This is a genomic window from Pseudomonas sp. GM_Psu_1 (genome assembly GCF_026544185.1).
Taxonomy (GTDB): Bacteria; Pseudomonadota; Gammaproteobacteria; order Pseudomonadales; family Pseudomonadaceae; genus Chryseomonas; species Chryseomonas oryzihabitans.
Map to the genome: position 1 here is coordinate 40,862 of NZ_JALNUX010000007.1, position 13,112 is coordinate 53,973.

At 61.3% G+C, this 13,112-nt stretch carries 12 protein-coding genes and 1 tRNA gene; 4 read left to right on the forward strand and 9 right to left on the reverse strand.

All coding sequences use genetic code 11. The features are described from left to right. Nucleotides 1-425 precede the first annotated feature (425 nt). The 4 genes from OXS31_RS13890 to OXS31_RS23390 all read left to right on the forward strand — a co-directional run bounded on the left by OXS31_RS13890 (nt 426) and on the right by OXS31_RS23390 (nt 6,029). Nucleotides 426-1,787 carry a dicarboxylate/amino acid:cation symporter gene (locus OXS31_RS13890; protein WP_267399654.1) on the forward strand — a complete coding sequence of 454 codons (1,362 nt, stop codon included), beginning with the start codon at nt 426-428 and terminating at the stop codon, nt 1,785-1,787. A 110-nt stretch (nt 1,788-1,897) separates the two neighbouring features. Next, a complete protein-coding gene (leuC, locus tag OXS31_RS13895) occupies nt 1,898-3,316 on the forward strand; it encodes a 3-isopropylmalate dehydratase large subunit (protein ID WP_169853535.1) in 1,419 nt (472 codons plus the stop codon). A gap of 11 nt (nt 3,317-3,327) precedes the next feature. Further along, on the forward strand, nt 3,328-3,996 hold the full coding sequence (gene leuD / locus OXS31_RS13900) for a 3-isopropylmalate dehydratase small subunit (protein ID WP_267399655.1): 669 nt from the start codon (nt 3,328-3,330) through the stop codon (nt 3,994-3,996). 719 nt (nt 3,997-4,715) lie between these two features. Further along, the gene (locus OXS31_RS23390) at nt 4,716-6,029 is read left to right on the forward strand and encodes a PAS domain-containing protein (RefSeq protein WP_276591398.1); all 1,314 of its coding nucleotides are present in this window, start codon (nt 4,716-4,718) and stop codon (nt 6,027-6,029) included. Nucleotides 6,030-6,612: 583 nt separating this feature from the next. On the opposite strand, the gene OXS31_RS13915 is transcribed toward OXS31_RS23390, so the two are convergent. The 9 genes from OXS31_RS13915 to tolQ form a co-directional block, all read right to left on the reverse strand. Beyond that, nucleotides 6,613-6,688: transfer RNA gene (locus OXS31_RS13915), tRNA-Lys, on the reverse strand. Between the two features lie 59 nt (nt 6,689-6,747). After that, nucleotides 6,748-7,422 carry a 7-cyano-7-deazaguanine synthase QueC gene (gene queC / locus OXS31_RS13920; protein ID WP_042133038.1) on the reverse strand — a complete coding sequence of 225 codons (675 nt, stop codon included), beginning with the start codon at nt 7,420-7,422 and terminating at the stop codon, nt 6,748-6,750. Between the two features lie 2 nt (nt 7,423-7,424). Next, complete coding sequence (queE, locus tag OXS31_RS13925) at nt 7,425-8,075, reverse strand: 7-carboxy-7-deazaguanine synthase QueE (RefSeq protein ID WP_145248312.1); 651 nt, start codon at nt 8,073-8,075, stop codon at nt 7,425-7,427. Nucleotides 8,076-8,146: 71 nt separating this feature from the next. Next, nucleotides 8,147-8,974, reverse strand: coding sequence for a tol-pal system protein YbgF (ybgF, locus tag OXS31_RS13930; RefSeq protein ID WP_042133036.1), 828 nt, complete (start codon nt 8,972-8,974; stop codon nt 8,147-8,149). A 6-nt stretch (nt 8,975-8,980) separates the two neighbouring features. Then, a complete protein-coding gene (gene pal, locus OXS31_RS13935; RefSeq protein WP_007160328.1) occupies nt 8,981-9,502 on the reverse strand; it encodes a peptidoglycan-associated lipoprotein Pal in 522 nt (173 codons plus the stop codon). 59 nt (nt 9,503-9,561) lie between these two features. Beyond that, complete coding sequence (gene tolB / locus OXS31_RS13940; protein WP_027597944.1) at nt 9,562-10,860, reverse strand: Tol-Pal system beta propeller repeat protein TolB; 1,299 nt, start codon at nt 10,858-10,860, stop codon at nt 9,562-9,564. Continuing rightward, nucleotides 10,857-11,963 carry a cell envelope integrity protein TolA gene (gene tolA / locus OXS31_RS13945; RefSeq protein WP_027597945.1) on the reverse strand — a complete coding sequence of 369 codons (1,107 nt, stop codon included), beginning with the start codon at nt 11,961-11,963 and terminating at the stop codon, nt 10,857-10,859. Before tolA ends, tolB begins: the two co-directional genes overlap by 4 nt. Continuing rightward, nucleotides 11,960-12,406, reverse strand: coding sequence for a protein TolR (tolR, locus tag OXS31_RS13950; protein WP_007160331.1), 447 nt, complete (start codon nt 12,404-12,406; stop codon nt 11,960-11,962). The genes tolA and tolR overlap by 4 nt, the downstream gene beginning before the upstream one ends. An 11-nt stretch (nt 12,407-12,417) precedes the next feature. After that, on the reverse strand, nt 12,418-13,110 hold the full coding sequence (tolQ, locus tag OXS31_RS13955) for a protein TolQ (protein WP_007160332.1): 693 nt from the start codon (nt 13,108-13,110) through the stop codon (nt 12,418-12,420). Nucleotides 13,111-13,112: the final 2 nt, after the last annotated feature.

Below are 13,112 nucleotides of genomic sequence, written 5' to 3' on the forward strand. Positions count from 1 at the left end.
ATATACTCCTATCACCTTCTGCTGAACAGCCTGCGGCCAGCCAGGTCACGAGCCTGCTGGCGAGCCAGATCCTGTTATCGGGACAATTACGACCGAAGCAGCTTTCAGGCGTGCGTAGCGAACTAAGAACCAGGCCACCGGATCATAGGCCCGCCTATTCCGGCGAAGAAAGTCAGCGTCGAAATGTGCCTGTTATAACCAGGTTATATCCAAACCCTTGATATCAACCGAGGAGATAGCTGCAGCCATTCCGCTCGTCCGTAAGAAGCCTGAAAGCCCAACTCGCATTAGACGAACGCATTACTGAAGATGATTGATCGCTGATCGGCTTGATTGCCTCAAGTGATGATTCAGACATCCCGCAGCCGGACAGAAAACTGTTCTCGCGATGTCTCCTGACAAAAATAACAATGCAGGATTCCATAATGAAAAAAGCGCTCGGAAAGCTATATGTACAGGTATTGCTCGCCGTAATAGCCGGCTCCCTTGTCGGTGTACTGTTTCCCGAAACGGGCGCCGCGCTGAAACCTCTGGGTGACGCCTTCATCAAGCTCATCAAGATGCTCTTGGCGCCGGTCATCTTCCTCACGGTCGTGACCGGTATCGCGGGCATGGAAAACATGAAAGAACTGGGGCGGGTCGGTTTTCGCGCCCTGATCTATTTCGAAGTGGTTTCCACCCTGGCGCTTGTCGTCGGTCTGGTGGTGGCCAATGTATTGAGCCCCGGCAGTGGAATGAATGTCGACGTCTCGACCCTGGATACCTCAAGTCTCAGCGGCTATGCCACGGCGGCCAAGCATACGTCGGCCATGGACTTCTTGATGGGCATCATTCCCCACACGATCGTCGATGCCTTCGCGAAAGGCAACGTGCTGCAGATCCTCCTCTTTTCCGTCTTGCTGGGGGTAGCCCTGGCCAATGCCGGGCACCGGGCGAAGCTCTTCGTGGACACGCTCGACAGCCTGACGCAAGGCATGTTTCGGATCGTCAGCATGGTGATGCGCCTGGCGCCTATCGGTGCCTTCGGCGCGATCGCCTTCACCATCGGCAAATACGGATTCGGCTCGCTGTTTTCGCTGGGCAAGCTGGTGGCCTGCGTCTATCTCACCTGCGCCCTCTTCGTGATCTTCGTGCTGGGGCCGATCTGCCGCTACAGCGGCTTCAGCCTCTGGAAGTTCCTGAGGTACATCAAGGAAGAACTGTTCACCGTGCTGGGGACCTGCTCCTCCGAATCGGTGTTGCCGCAAATGATCTCGAAGATGGAAAGAGCGGGTGTATCCAAGCCGGTGGCAGGACTCGTCATCCCATCGGGCTTGACCTTCAATCCAGATGGACAGGCCATCTATTACACCATTGCCGCCATCTTTATCGCCCAGGCGACCAATACGCCTCTGACACTGACCGATCAGCTGATCGTGCTGACCGTTCTGATGTTTACCTCCAAGGGCTCTGCGGGCGTGGCCGGCGCAGGCTTCATCATCCTCACCGCGACCCTGGCCTCGCTCGACACCATCCCGGTGGCCGGCATGGTGCTGCTGCTGGGCGTGGATCGTTTCATGTCCGAGGCGCGGGGGATCACCAACACGATCGGCAATGGAGTAGGAACCATGGCCATCGCCAAATGGGTAGGCGCCTTGGACACCGCCAAGATGAATAGAGCCCTTGATGGCGAAGACCTGGAAGAACCCCGTGATGCTGCACGATCCGAGACCGCCAAATCGGCCACGTCACCGAGCGAGACTCTCGTGCAACTGCCCGATGTTACAAGTCGGGCGCTCAAACACTGATAAAGATTCAGTTTTGTTCAGTACCTGTAGATGAAAAACACGCACTCGTTGCTCGACTCGATCTAAGAGCCAGTTTCCTGGCAGACAAAAACTCAAAGCAGGATATTGCGATGGTTAGCAAAACGCTTTACGACAAACTCTGGGATTCGCACCTGGTGAAACAGCGCGACGATGGCTCGGCGCTGCTCTACATCGACCGTCACATCATTCACGAAGTGACTTCCCCGCAAGCCTTCGAAGGCCTGCGTCTGAGTGGCCGCACGCCATGGCGAGTCGATACCAACATTGCGACCCCGGATCACAACGTGCCGACTACGCCGGAGCGCAAGGGCGGCATCGCCGCCATTACCGATCCGGTTTCGCGTCTGCAAGTGCAGACCCTCGACGACAACTGCGATCAGTACGGCATCACCGAATTCAAGATGAACGACGTTCGCCACGGTATCGTCCATGTCATCGCACCGGAACAGGGCGCCACCCTGCCGGGCATGACCGTGGTCTGCGGCGATTCCCACACCGCCACCCACGGCGCCTTCGCTGCGCTGGCACACGGTATCGGTACCTCCGAGGTCGAGCATGTGCTGGCGACCCAGTGCCTGGTCGCCAAGAAGATGAAGAACATGCTGGTTTCCGTCGATGGCCAATTGCCGTTCGGCGTCACCGCCAAGGACATCATCCTCGCGGTAATCGGCAAGATCGGTACCGCCGGGGGTAACGGCCACGCCATCGAGTTCGCGGGCAGCGCCATCCGGGACCTGTCCATGGAAGGCCGCATGACCATCTGCAACATGGCCATCGAGGCCGGCGCCCGCGTCGGCCTGGTAGCGACGGACGAAAAGACCATCGCCTACGTCGAGGGTCGCCCGTTCGCCCCGAAAGGCGTGGAGTGGGAGATGGCCGTCGAAGCCTGGAAAGATATGGTGTCTGACACCGGCGCCCATTTCGACAAGGTCGTCGAGCTCGACGCCGCGCAGATCAAGCCACAAGTCAGCTGGGGCACTTCGCCGGAAATGGTCCTGGCCGTGGACCAGAGCGTTCCCGATCCTGCCCAGGAGCTGGACCCGATCAAGCGCGATTCCATCGTCCGTGCCTTGAAGTACATGGGCCTGACCCCTAACCAGGCCATCACCAACATCCAGCTCGATCGCGTGTTCATTGGCTCATGCACCAATTCGCGGATCGAAGACCTGCGTGCTGCGGCCGTGATCGCCAAGGGCCGCAAGGTGGCTTCGACCATCAAGCAGGCCCTGGTCGTGCCGGGCTCGGGTCTGGTGAAAGCCCAGGCCGAAGCGGAGGGCCTGGACAAGATTTTCCTCGAAGCCGGTTTCGAGTGGCGCGAGCCAGGTTGCTCGATGTGCCTGGCAATGAACCCGGACCGCCTGGAGTCCGGCGAGCATTGCGCCTCCACCTCCAACCGCAATTTCGCCGGGCGTCAGGGAGCCGGTGGTCGTACCCACCTGGTCAGCCCGGCCATGGCCGCCGCCGCGGCGGTGAACGGTCGTTTCGTCGACGTCCGCGATCTGATCTGAAGGAGACAAGCATGAAAGCCTTTACCCAGCACACAGGACTCGTCGCCCCTCTGGACCGCGCCAACGTCGATACCGACCAGATCATTCCCAAGCAATTCCTGAAGTCGATTTACCGGACGGGTTTCGGCCCCAATCTGTTTGATGAATGGCGCTACCTGGATGAGGGACAGCCGTACCAGGACAATTCCAAGCGGCCACTGAACCGGGATTTCGTCCTTAACGCCGAGCGTTATCAGGGCAGCAGCGTCTTGCTCGCCCGGGAGAACTTCGGCTGTGGCTCCAGTCGCGAGCATGCGCCCTGGGCATTGGAGGAATACGGTTTCCGCAGCATCATCGCGCCGAGTTTCGCCGATATCTTCTTCAACAACAGCTTCAAGAACGGCCTGCTGCCGATCGTTTTGAGCGATAGCGAAGTGGACGAGCTTTTCAAGCAGGTTGAAGCCAATCCGGGCTATCGGCTGCACATCGACCTGCAGGCCCAGACCGTGACCCGCCCCGATGGCAAGATTCTGAGCTTCGAGATCGACGGCTTCCGCAAACACTGCCTGGTCGAAGGACTGGATGATATCGGCCTGACCTTGCTGGAAGCCGATGCGATCCGAGCGTTCGAGGTCAAGCACCGTGCCCGTCAGCCCTGGTTGTTCAGAAATGCTGAAGAGCTGGCACCAGCGCTTGGGTAACGGCCATGAACCTCTGATCACCCTTGTTTCAGTGACATTAGCTTCACCTTGAGATAAGCCAATATCCCCTCTCGCTCTGGTTTCAAAGACGACCTGGCGGACGACCACTCATCGCTCCGTTAAGGTCGGCTTTCGGAGAGAGAGGGGTCCCAATGGGGCCGTGGTTGCGCTGTTTGGACCCTCCTTGTGTCCAATTACACCGGCGTGAAGACTGCATAAGCGATGCCGCCGCGTCGACAGATCAATGGCATCTCGAGCAGCACCCGTTCGCCCTCCTCCATATCCATCTGCTGGCCATCGTCAGGCAGATGGAGGCTGCGCGCTGCCCTCACCTCAACGCGGCCTTTCGCGTCTTCCCGCTAACGGCTGTGGGCCGCCCGACCACGTTACGCAGCACCGCCGGCGGTCAAGATCCCGTTGATGAAGCTCAGCATCGATCCGCAGCTGTGGCGAATGCTGTAGTACAAGCAGCGGATGGTTCAGGGCCGGGTGCAGCTGGCCCATTCAGTAATGGACTCGCTGGGCCGTTTGAAACCGCCCTATCGTCTGTGTTTTACCGATGGGCCTCCGCGAGTCTCTGCGCCGTCGCCACACATTGACCGCACGTTCGATCTGCAACCCAGCTTTAATATCGCGTTAAAGATAATTGCGCTCGTGCCGACATTTGATATCAAACAGACATCACATGTCCGGCCATACCACCTACCTGGAACCGCCCTATGTCCATCCTTCAGCATCTGTCCATCATGCGTGGTCTCGACGTAATCGCTTCCGCTGTCGAGCGTCCCGAGGCCGCAGCCAGGCTCGATTCGCTCACCGGGCCAGCCCCGGTGCGCAGGGTAGCTGAAGGTCTGAAGGTACTGCTGGCTCGCCAGGGAACACTCGACGCCCAGTTGCACGAGATGCAAAGCGAGATCGAACAGCTGACCGCTCGCCTCGCCGAGCGCGAAGCCGCGGCTGACCGTTTGGCAACCCGCTTCGACCTGGTCAATCGTGCTACCAGTGAAGGCCTGTGGGATATGGAAGTGGTCGCCGGAGATCCGGTCAACCCGCGTAATGCGTTCTGGTGGTCGGATCAGTTTCGTGCCCTGCTGGGCTTTCGCAACGAGCAGGACTTCCCGAACGAGCTCGGAAGCTGGGCCAATCGGCTACACCCGGAGGACAGCAAACCGACTCTGGACGCATTCGCCCGGCACCTGAATGATCGCAGCGGCAACACCCCCTATGACATCGAATACCGGGTAGCGACCAAGAGCGGCGAATATCGCTGGTTTCGTGCGAGCGGCGAGACCCTCCGCGACGCCAAGGGTACGCCGCTGCGTGTGGCGGGCTCCCTCAGGGACATCCATGATCAGCGCCAGCGCGATGCTGAACTCGAGGTGACCCTGACGCGTTTCGAGCTTGCCCGCGAAATGCTCAACGATGGTCTCTGGGACATGGAGGTGATAGCGGGCGATCCGGTCAATCCGCAGAATCCCTTCTGGTGGTCGCCCCAGTTCCGCCGCCTGCTGGGATTCGAGACGGTCGAAGAATTTCCCGATGTTCTCGACAGCTGGGCGTCCCGCCTGCATCCCGAGGACAAGCAACGCAGCATCGAGGCCTTTGGTGCCCACCTCAACGACCGCAGTGGCAAGACGGGCTTCGATATCACCTACCGCCTGAAATTGAAGGATGGCAGCTACCGCTGGTTCCGGGCGCGGGGTCAGACCCGACGCGCCCATGACGGAACGCCCCTGCGGGTGGTGGGTGCCCTGACCGATATCCATGCCACCCATGAGCAGAATGCCCTTCGCGATTCTCAGCAGGCCCAGCATCGCGAGATGGAAGAAAACCTGAAGAACGTCACCGATATCGTCAGTTCGATCCAGGGCATCGCCGCCCAGACCAACCTGCTGGCGCTCAATGCCGCGATCGAAGCGGCACGAGCCGGCGAGGCCGGACGAGGCTTTGCGGTGGTAGCCGACGAAGTTCGCAAGCTGGCGACGCGCACGTCCGAAGCGACGCAGCGGGCTGCCACCATGATCCAACAGTGACGGTGCGCACGCCTTGGCTGCCTGGCCTGAACCGCCAACTGGCGGTGCAGTCAGCTTGAGAGAGTGCTCCAGCTCATCTTTCAGGTTGGCTTATCTGAAGGCTTCATACTGAATCTGCCCCCGCCCTGCGCGGGGGCTTTTTTTTGCCGATATGAAGCCAACCGTTCGCCACGCCAGGGCGCATGACGCTTCCCCTACCGAACACCTCTCCCCTGTGGCAGTCGAATCCGTGCCCACCGGCGTGGCGCTGACATCCGCGCCGGTTCAGACGCCCGAGGTGACGCTGCCTGTCCGGCAATCTCCAACCGTCCCTCAGGCGCCGGGCACCTTTTCGGCGACTACCGTACCGGTAGCCGTTCCACCCCAGGCGAGGGGGGCACCCTCTGAGGGTCTAGTGCGGGATACGTTTCAGCGTTGGCAGCAGGCCTGGCCTTCTAGCGTACAACCCAAGGCCGGCGGCACGCCTGACTGGACGATTACACCTCAGGGCAAGGACTCCTAGCACCCTGAGAGAGCCTTTTAGTTTTCTTGGACATAGGCCTGAAACGCAAAAACCCTCCTTGCGGAGGGTTTCTGGTGAAGATGGTGGGTCGTGTGGGATTCGAACCTACGACCAATTGGTTAAAAGCCAACTGCTCTACCGACTGAGCTAACGACCCGTTAGTGGGCGCCATTCTAGCGATTTTCTCAGGAGAATCAACACCCTAGATGAAATTTTTTACTGGTAGCGCGTAGGGTCGGAAATTCCCGCCGCCTTGAAGCCTTCGGCGCGCAGGCGGCAGCTGTCGCAGCGACCGCAGGCCTGGCCTTCATCGTCGGCCTGGTAGCAGGAGACGGTCAGGGCATAGTCGACGCCCAGCTGGCTGCCAGCCTGGACGATCTGCGCCTTGGAAAGGAACTGCAACGGGGCTTCGATCTTGAAGGTATCCCCTTCCACACCGGCCTTGGTGGCGAGATTGGCCAGGCGCTCGAAGGCTTCGACGAACTCCGGCCGGCAATCCGGATAGCCGGAGTAGTCCACCGCATTCACCCCGATGAAGAGATGACGGGCACCGAGCACCTCGGCCCAGCCCAGGGCCAGGGACAGGAACACGGTATTGCGTGCCGGCACGTAGGTGACCGGGATGCCCTCGCCCGGGGTCTCCGGGACGGCGATGTCCGGGTCGGTGAGCGCCGAGCCACCGATGCCATTGAGATCCAGGCCGATCACCTTGTGCTCGACGACGCCCAGCTGGCGCGCCACGCGTTCGGCGGCTTGCAACTCGGCGCGATGGCGCTGGCCGTAGTCGAAGCTCATGGTGTAGCAGGCGAAGCCCTGGGCCTTGGCCATGGCGACGATGGTGGCGGAATCCAGGCCGCCGGAAAGAAGGATGACCGCTTTAGGCTGACTCATGCTCAGTGTCCCGGTTCGTCGTTCCAGAGAATCTTGTGCAGCTGCAGCTGGAAGCGCACCGGCAGGTTGTCCGCCACGATCCACTCCGCCAGCTCACGCGGCACCACCTGGCCATGGCTGGGCGAGAACAGCACCTCGCCCGCCCGTTGCTCCAGGCGATACTCGATCAGCTTGGAGACGGCCCAGTCATAGTCCTCGCGGGAGCAGATGACGAACTTGACCTGATCGTTGGGCGTCAGGTGGTCGAGGTTGGCGTACAGGTTGCGCCCCACCTCCCCCGAGCCCGGCGTCTTGAGGTCGACGACCTTGCTGACACGCCCGTCCACGCCACTGACATCCAGGGCGCCACTGGTTTCCAGCGACACCTCGTAGCCGGCGTCGCACAGCCGCTCGAGCAGCTTGAGGCAGTTGGGCTGGGCCAGCGGCTCGCCGCCGGTCACGCAGATGTGCCGCGGCCGGTAGCTCGCGACCTGCTCCAGGATGGCATCGAGGTGATGGATCTCGCCGCCAGTGAAGGCATAGGCCGTGTCGCAATAGTGGCAACGCAGCGGGCAGCCGGTGAGCCGGACGAAGACGGTAGGAAGACCGGCGGTGCGGGCTTCACCCTGGAGCGAATAGAAAATCTCGGTAAGACGTAGGGTATCTTTTTGCATGGAAGCCACGGGCGTGACGGCTACACAGGCCATCCGCCTCCGTTGCGGTAGATAGAAAAAAAAAGCCTGCGCTAGGGCAGGCTTTTCAGATCCCGCTGCGCCAGTTGCGCAGCGGAGGTTCCGGGATACTGGCTGATGACCTGCTGGTACATGCCCTTGGCCCGATCGGTGCGGCCGAGCTTCTGCTCGACGCCACCCAGTTTGTACAGCGAATCCGGCACCTTGTTGCTGGTGGGATAGGCCTGACTGACCTTGGCGAAGGCCTGGCCAGCAGCCTGCAGATCGCCCTTGGCCAGATTCACTTCACCCAGCCAGTACTGGGCATTGCCCGCATACTGGCTGTTGGGATACTTGCGCAGGAAGGCATTGAACGCCTGGCTGGCCTTGTCGAAGTCCTTGGCCTTGATCAGATCGAAGGCAGCGTCGTAGTACAGCTTTTCCTTCGCCGGATCACCCGGTTCACTGCTGGCGGCCGGTGCCCCTGCGGAAGCAGGCGGCGTCGGCGCATTGTTGGCCGCGATGGCGCCACCCTGGGCAGCACCGGCAGCGGCTCCGGCGCCCGCATTGGCAGGCGCGGAAGAAAGCTGGGAAATACGGCCATCCAGATCCTGGTAACGATCCAATCCTTCCTGCTTGAGCTGGCGGATCTCGTTTTCCTGAACCTCGACCTGGCCACGCAGGCGAGCGATATCGTCCTGCATCTGTTGCAACTGCATGAACAGTTGACCCATGCCGGAAACGGGAGCCCCGTTTCCGGCACTGGCCGCGCCTGCGTTGCCATAGCCTTGCCCAGCGGACTGGGCAACGCCATAACTACCATCCTGTACGGGAACCTGAGCCCCGGCGACAACCGGTACACCAAGGGTCAGGGCGATCAAGAACTGCAGGCGCTTGGACATCGTTTATTACTTCTTCAGCTCGACGCGACGGTTCTGAGCCCAGGAAGCTTCGTCGTGACCGACGGCAACCGGACGCTCTTTACCGTAGGAAACCAGCTCCAGCTGAGCCGGGGACACGCCCTGCAGCACCAGGTAGCGCTGAACGGCCTTGGCACGACGCTCGCCCAGAGCCAGGTTGTACTCGCGGGTACCGCGTTCGTCGGTGTTGCCTTCCAGAACGACGCGCTGGCCGCTGGCCTTCAGGTCACGAGCGTGAACGTCCAGAGCGCGCATGGCTTCCGGCTTCAGGTCGGAGCTGTCGTACTCGAAGTAGAAGGTGGTGATGGCGCGCAGAGCGGCTTCGTCGCCCATGCTGCCGTCAACGGCACCCGAGTTGGCGCCGTAGCCAGCGTTCGGGTCGACAGCACCGGCGCCAGCGCCAGCACCAGCGCCTTCACCGGAGGCGTCGCCGCCCTTGGAGGAACAGCCCACGGCCACGGCCATGGCCAGAGCCAGTGCAGCGAACTTGCCGAATTTCAGCATTTCCATCATGTAACTCCTAAAAGAACCGCAATGTTGGTGTAACTAAGGACTTTTCTAATTAGCCGTCAGTTCAGGTAAGGAGACCAGGAAGGCTCGCGCACGTCACCCTGGGCGGTGGGAATCGGAATCCGGACGCGACCATTGATGGAGACAAGCATCAGGACGCCTCGGTCCTGCTGGCGGGTGGCGTAGATTAGCATGGTGCCATTGGGCGCAACAGTGGGCGAGTCGTTGAGGCTGGTGTTGGAAAGTACCCGCACAGAGCCGCGTTGGAGGTCTTGCGCAGCGATCTGGAAGTTGGTGAAACCTTCCTGGCGATGCACCATGACCAGCGTCTTTTCATCCGCCGAAAGTTTCGGGTTGGCGTTGTAGTTACCGACGAAAGTCACGCGCTCAGCACCCCCGCCATTGGCGTTGGTCTTGTAGATCTGCGGCTTGCCGGAACGGTCTGAGGTGAAATAGATGGTCTGGCCATCCTTGCCCCAGAAGGGCTCGGTATCGATGGCCGAGTCATTCGTCACACGACGAATGGCACGCGAGCCGAGGTCCATCACGTAGATCTCGGGGTTGCCGTCCTTGGACAGCACGAAGGCCAGGCGATTGCCGTCGGGCGAAAACGCCGGCGCGCCATTCAGGCCTTCGAAGTTGGTCAGCTGCTCGCGGCGACCGGTGTCGATGTACTGCATGAAGATGCGCGGGCGCTGCTGCTCGAAGGAAACATAGGCGATGCGCTTGCCATCCGGCGCGAAACGCGGCGACAGGATCGGCTCGCGCGACTGCAGCAGGGTAACGGCACGGGCACCGTCATAGTCGGCGCGCTGCAGGGTGTAACGGGTGTTGGTGGCGGAGAAACGCTCGGCGGTCACATAGAGGATGCGCGTCGAGAAGGCACCCTTCACACCGGTCAGCTTTTCATAGGCCTGGTCGGAGATGAAGTGGGCCATGTCGCGCAGCTGATCGGTGCCGCCGCCGACGTTGCCGGTCAGGACCTGCTGTTCGGTGGAAACGTTGAACAGGGCGTAGTTGATCTGCAGCCGACCGCCATTGGGCACGATGTTGCCCACCAGCACGTAGTTGGCACCCAGGGCCTTCCAGTCACGGAAGATGACTTCGCTGGCCTGGCTCGGCTGGCTCAGCATGTTCTGGCGCGGAATCGGCGAGAACACCCCGGAATTGCGCAGGTCGTCGCTGACGATGTTGGCCAGGTCTTCCGGCAGTGGCTGACCACCCTGCCACCCGAAGGGCACGACGGCGATCGGGATGGCGCGATCACTACCGCTGGAAATCACCAGCGGATCGGCCGCCTGGGCGGAGCCCACCACCAGGACCAGGCCCAGCAGGATGTAACGGATCAGGGTGTTCACAGACTCAGGTCCTCCGGTTTGAAGATCATGCGGCGCTGACGATACAGCTGATCGAAGGTCTTGCGATCCAGCTGCTGCAGCTCACGGATACGACCGACGTTACGCACGGCCGATACCGCTGAATTATCGAATTCCTTGTTGCCACTGGAGCGGGTCACCGTCGCGCTGGTGATGGTGCCGTCCGGCAGCATGTTGATCTGCACCTCGACGCTCATGCCGTTGCGCGCCGACTGCGGACGCGTCCACTGCTCGCTGACCAGCCGCACGATCAGGTCATCGAAACTCGATGCCACCTCGTCGCCCTGCTCTTCGGCCAGTGCCTGCTGCCGCTGGGTATCATCGGACAACAACTCGGCGAGGGCCTGCGCCTTCTTGTCTTCCGCTGCCTTGCGCGCAGCCGCCTGGGCAGCCTTCTTCTTGGCGTCGTCCGCCGCTTTCTTCTTGGCGGCCTCCGCAGCAGCCTCTTTCTTGGCCGCCTCGGCTGCAGCCTTCTGCTTGGCTTCTTCGGCCGACTTCTGCTTGGCTGCCTCTGCCGCAGCCTTCTTCGCGGCTTCCTCAGCCGCTTTCTGCTTGGCTGCTTCGTCAGCCTTCTTCTTGGCGATGTCCGCCTGCTTCTTCTGCTCGGCGGCCTGCTTGGCTTCCGCAGCCGCCTTGGCGGCCTCGGACTGTTTCTCGGCCTCGGCCTTGGCTTCGGCGGCCTTGGCCGCCGCTTCCGCTTGCTGCGCCTTTCGAGCGTCGTCGGCTTTCTTTTGTTCCGCGGCCTGTTGCTGGGCTTCCTTCTGTTGCTGAGCCGCCTTGGCCGCCGCCGCTTCGCGCTGGGCTTCCTGTTGCTGACGACGCTGCTCCAGTTGTTCCTGCTCGTACTGCTTGGCCGCGGTCTTCTTCGCCTCCCCCGCCAGTTTCTGCTCGGTCTGCACCTGCGCCGAACTCTTGGATTTGAGCTGGACCAGGGTCGCCTGGACGACCGGACGCGACTGGGGCAATTCAGGGGTGAAGGCGAAGCTGACAAACAGCAGGCCGAAGATCAGCACATGCAGGGCGACTGCCCAGATGACCGGCCAGAAATAACTTTCGGACGACGAACGCTCGCGGTGTCGCATCAAGGCGCCTCGGTAATCAACCCGACGTTGGGGACGCCGGCCTGTTGCAAGGCACCCATGGCGCCGGCGACGACGCCATAGTTGGCGGCCTTGTCACCGCGGATGAACACCTGGGTGTCCGCACGCTGACGCATGATGGCACCGACCTGCTGACTCAGTTGCGGCAGGGACACCGCGGTGGAGGACTTGGCCTTCTGATCGGTATCCACCTCGGAACCGACGTTCCAGTAGTAGGTACCGTCGGCTTTCACCGAGACGGTGAGGATCTGCTTGTCGTTGTCCTGCGGCAGGGCCTGGCTGTCGACCTTGGGCAGGTCGACCTTGACGCCCTGGTTGAGCATGGGCGCCGTCACCATGAAGATGACGAGGAGCACCAACATCACGTCGATGTAGGGCACCACGTTCATCTCGGCGACGGGCTTGCGTTTCTGGCGGCGAGGGACCATGGGATACCTCTTTATTCGTCGCTGGTGTGGACTTTGCGGTGCAGGATGGCCTGGAATTCATCCGCAAAGGTGTAGTAGCGGTTGATCAGCATTTCCGAGCGGGCGGCGAAACGGTTGTAGGCCACGACGGCAGGAATGGCGGCGAACAGACCGATGGCGGTAGCGATCAGGGCTTCGGCGATGCCGGGTGCCACGGTGGCCAGGGTCGCCTGCTGGGCGGTGGACAGGCCGCGGAAGGAGTTCATGATGCCCCAGACGGTACCGAACAGACCCACGTAGGGGCTGGTGGAGCCGACGGTGGCCAGGAACGGCAGGGCCTGTTCGAGCTTTTCTTCCTCGCGGGAGATGGCCACGCGCATGGCGCGGGAGACACCTTCCATGACCGCATCGGGATCCACGCCGGGCTGCTGACGCAGACGGGAGAATTCCTTGAAACCGGCGCGGAAGATCTGCTCGACGCCGGAATCCGGATCGGGGTTGCTGCCAGCCTGGCGGTACAGCTTGGACAGATCGATGCCCGACCAGAATTTCTCTTCGAAGGCATCCAGGGAACGCTTGGCGGCGCGCATGGCGTTGCCACGCTGGATGATCATGATCCAGGACGTGACAGAGGCTGCGACCAGGATGAGCATCACCAGTTGCACCACCAGACTGGCGTTGGCGATGAGGCTCCACATGGACGTATGGTCGACGTTGGGTTGCACGC

Excerpts from the sequence above, each read along its gene's own strand:
- OXS31_RS13890 (WP_267399654.1), top strand. The coding sequence starts at position 426 with ATGAAAAAAGCGCTCGGAAAGCTATATGTACAGGTATTGCTCGCCGTA.
- leuC (WP_169853535.1), top strand. The coding sequence starts at position 1,898 with ATGGTTAGCAAAACGCTTTACGACAAACTCTGGGATTCGCACCTGGTG.
- leuD (WP_267399655.1), top strand. The coding sequence starts at position 3,328 with ATGAAAGCCTTTACCCAGCACACAGGACTCGTCGCCCCTCTGGACCGC.
- OXS31_RS23390 (WP_276591398.1), top strand. The coding sequence starts at position 4,716 with ATGTCCATCCTTCAGCATCTGTCCATCATGCGTGGTCTCGACGTAATC.
- queC (WP_042133038.1), bottom strand. The coding sequence starts at position 7,422 with ATGAGTCAGCCTAAAGCGGTCATCCTTCTTTCCGGCGGCCTGGATTCC.
- queE (WP_145248312.1), bottom strand. The coding sequence starts at position 8,075 with ATGCAAAAAGATACCCTACGTCTTACCGAGATTTTCTATTCGCTCCAG.
- ybgF (WP_042133036.1), bottom strand. The coding sequence starts at position 8,974 with ATGTCCAAGCGCCTGCAGTTCTTGATCGCCCTGACCCTTGGTGTACCG.
- pal (WP_007160328.1), bottom strand. The coding sequence starts at position 9,502 with ATGGAAATGCTGAAATTCGGCAAGTTCGCTGCACTGGCTCTGGCCATG.
- tolR (WP_007160331.1), bottom strand. The coding sequence starts at position 12,406 with ATGGTCCCTCGCCGCCAGAAACGCAAGCCCGTCGCCGAGATGAACGTG.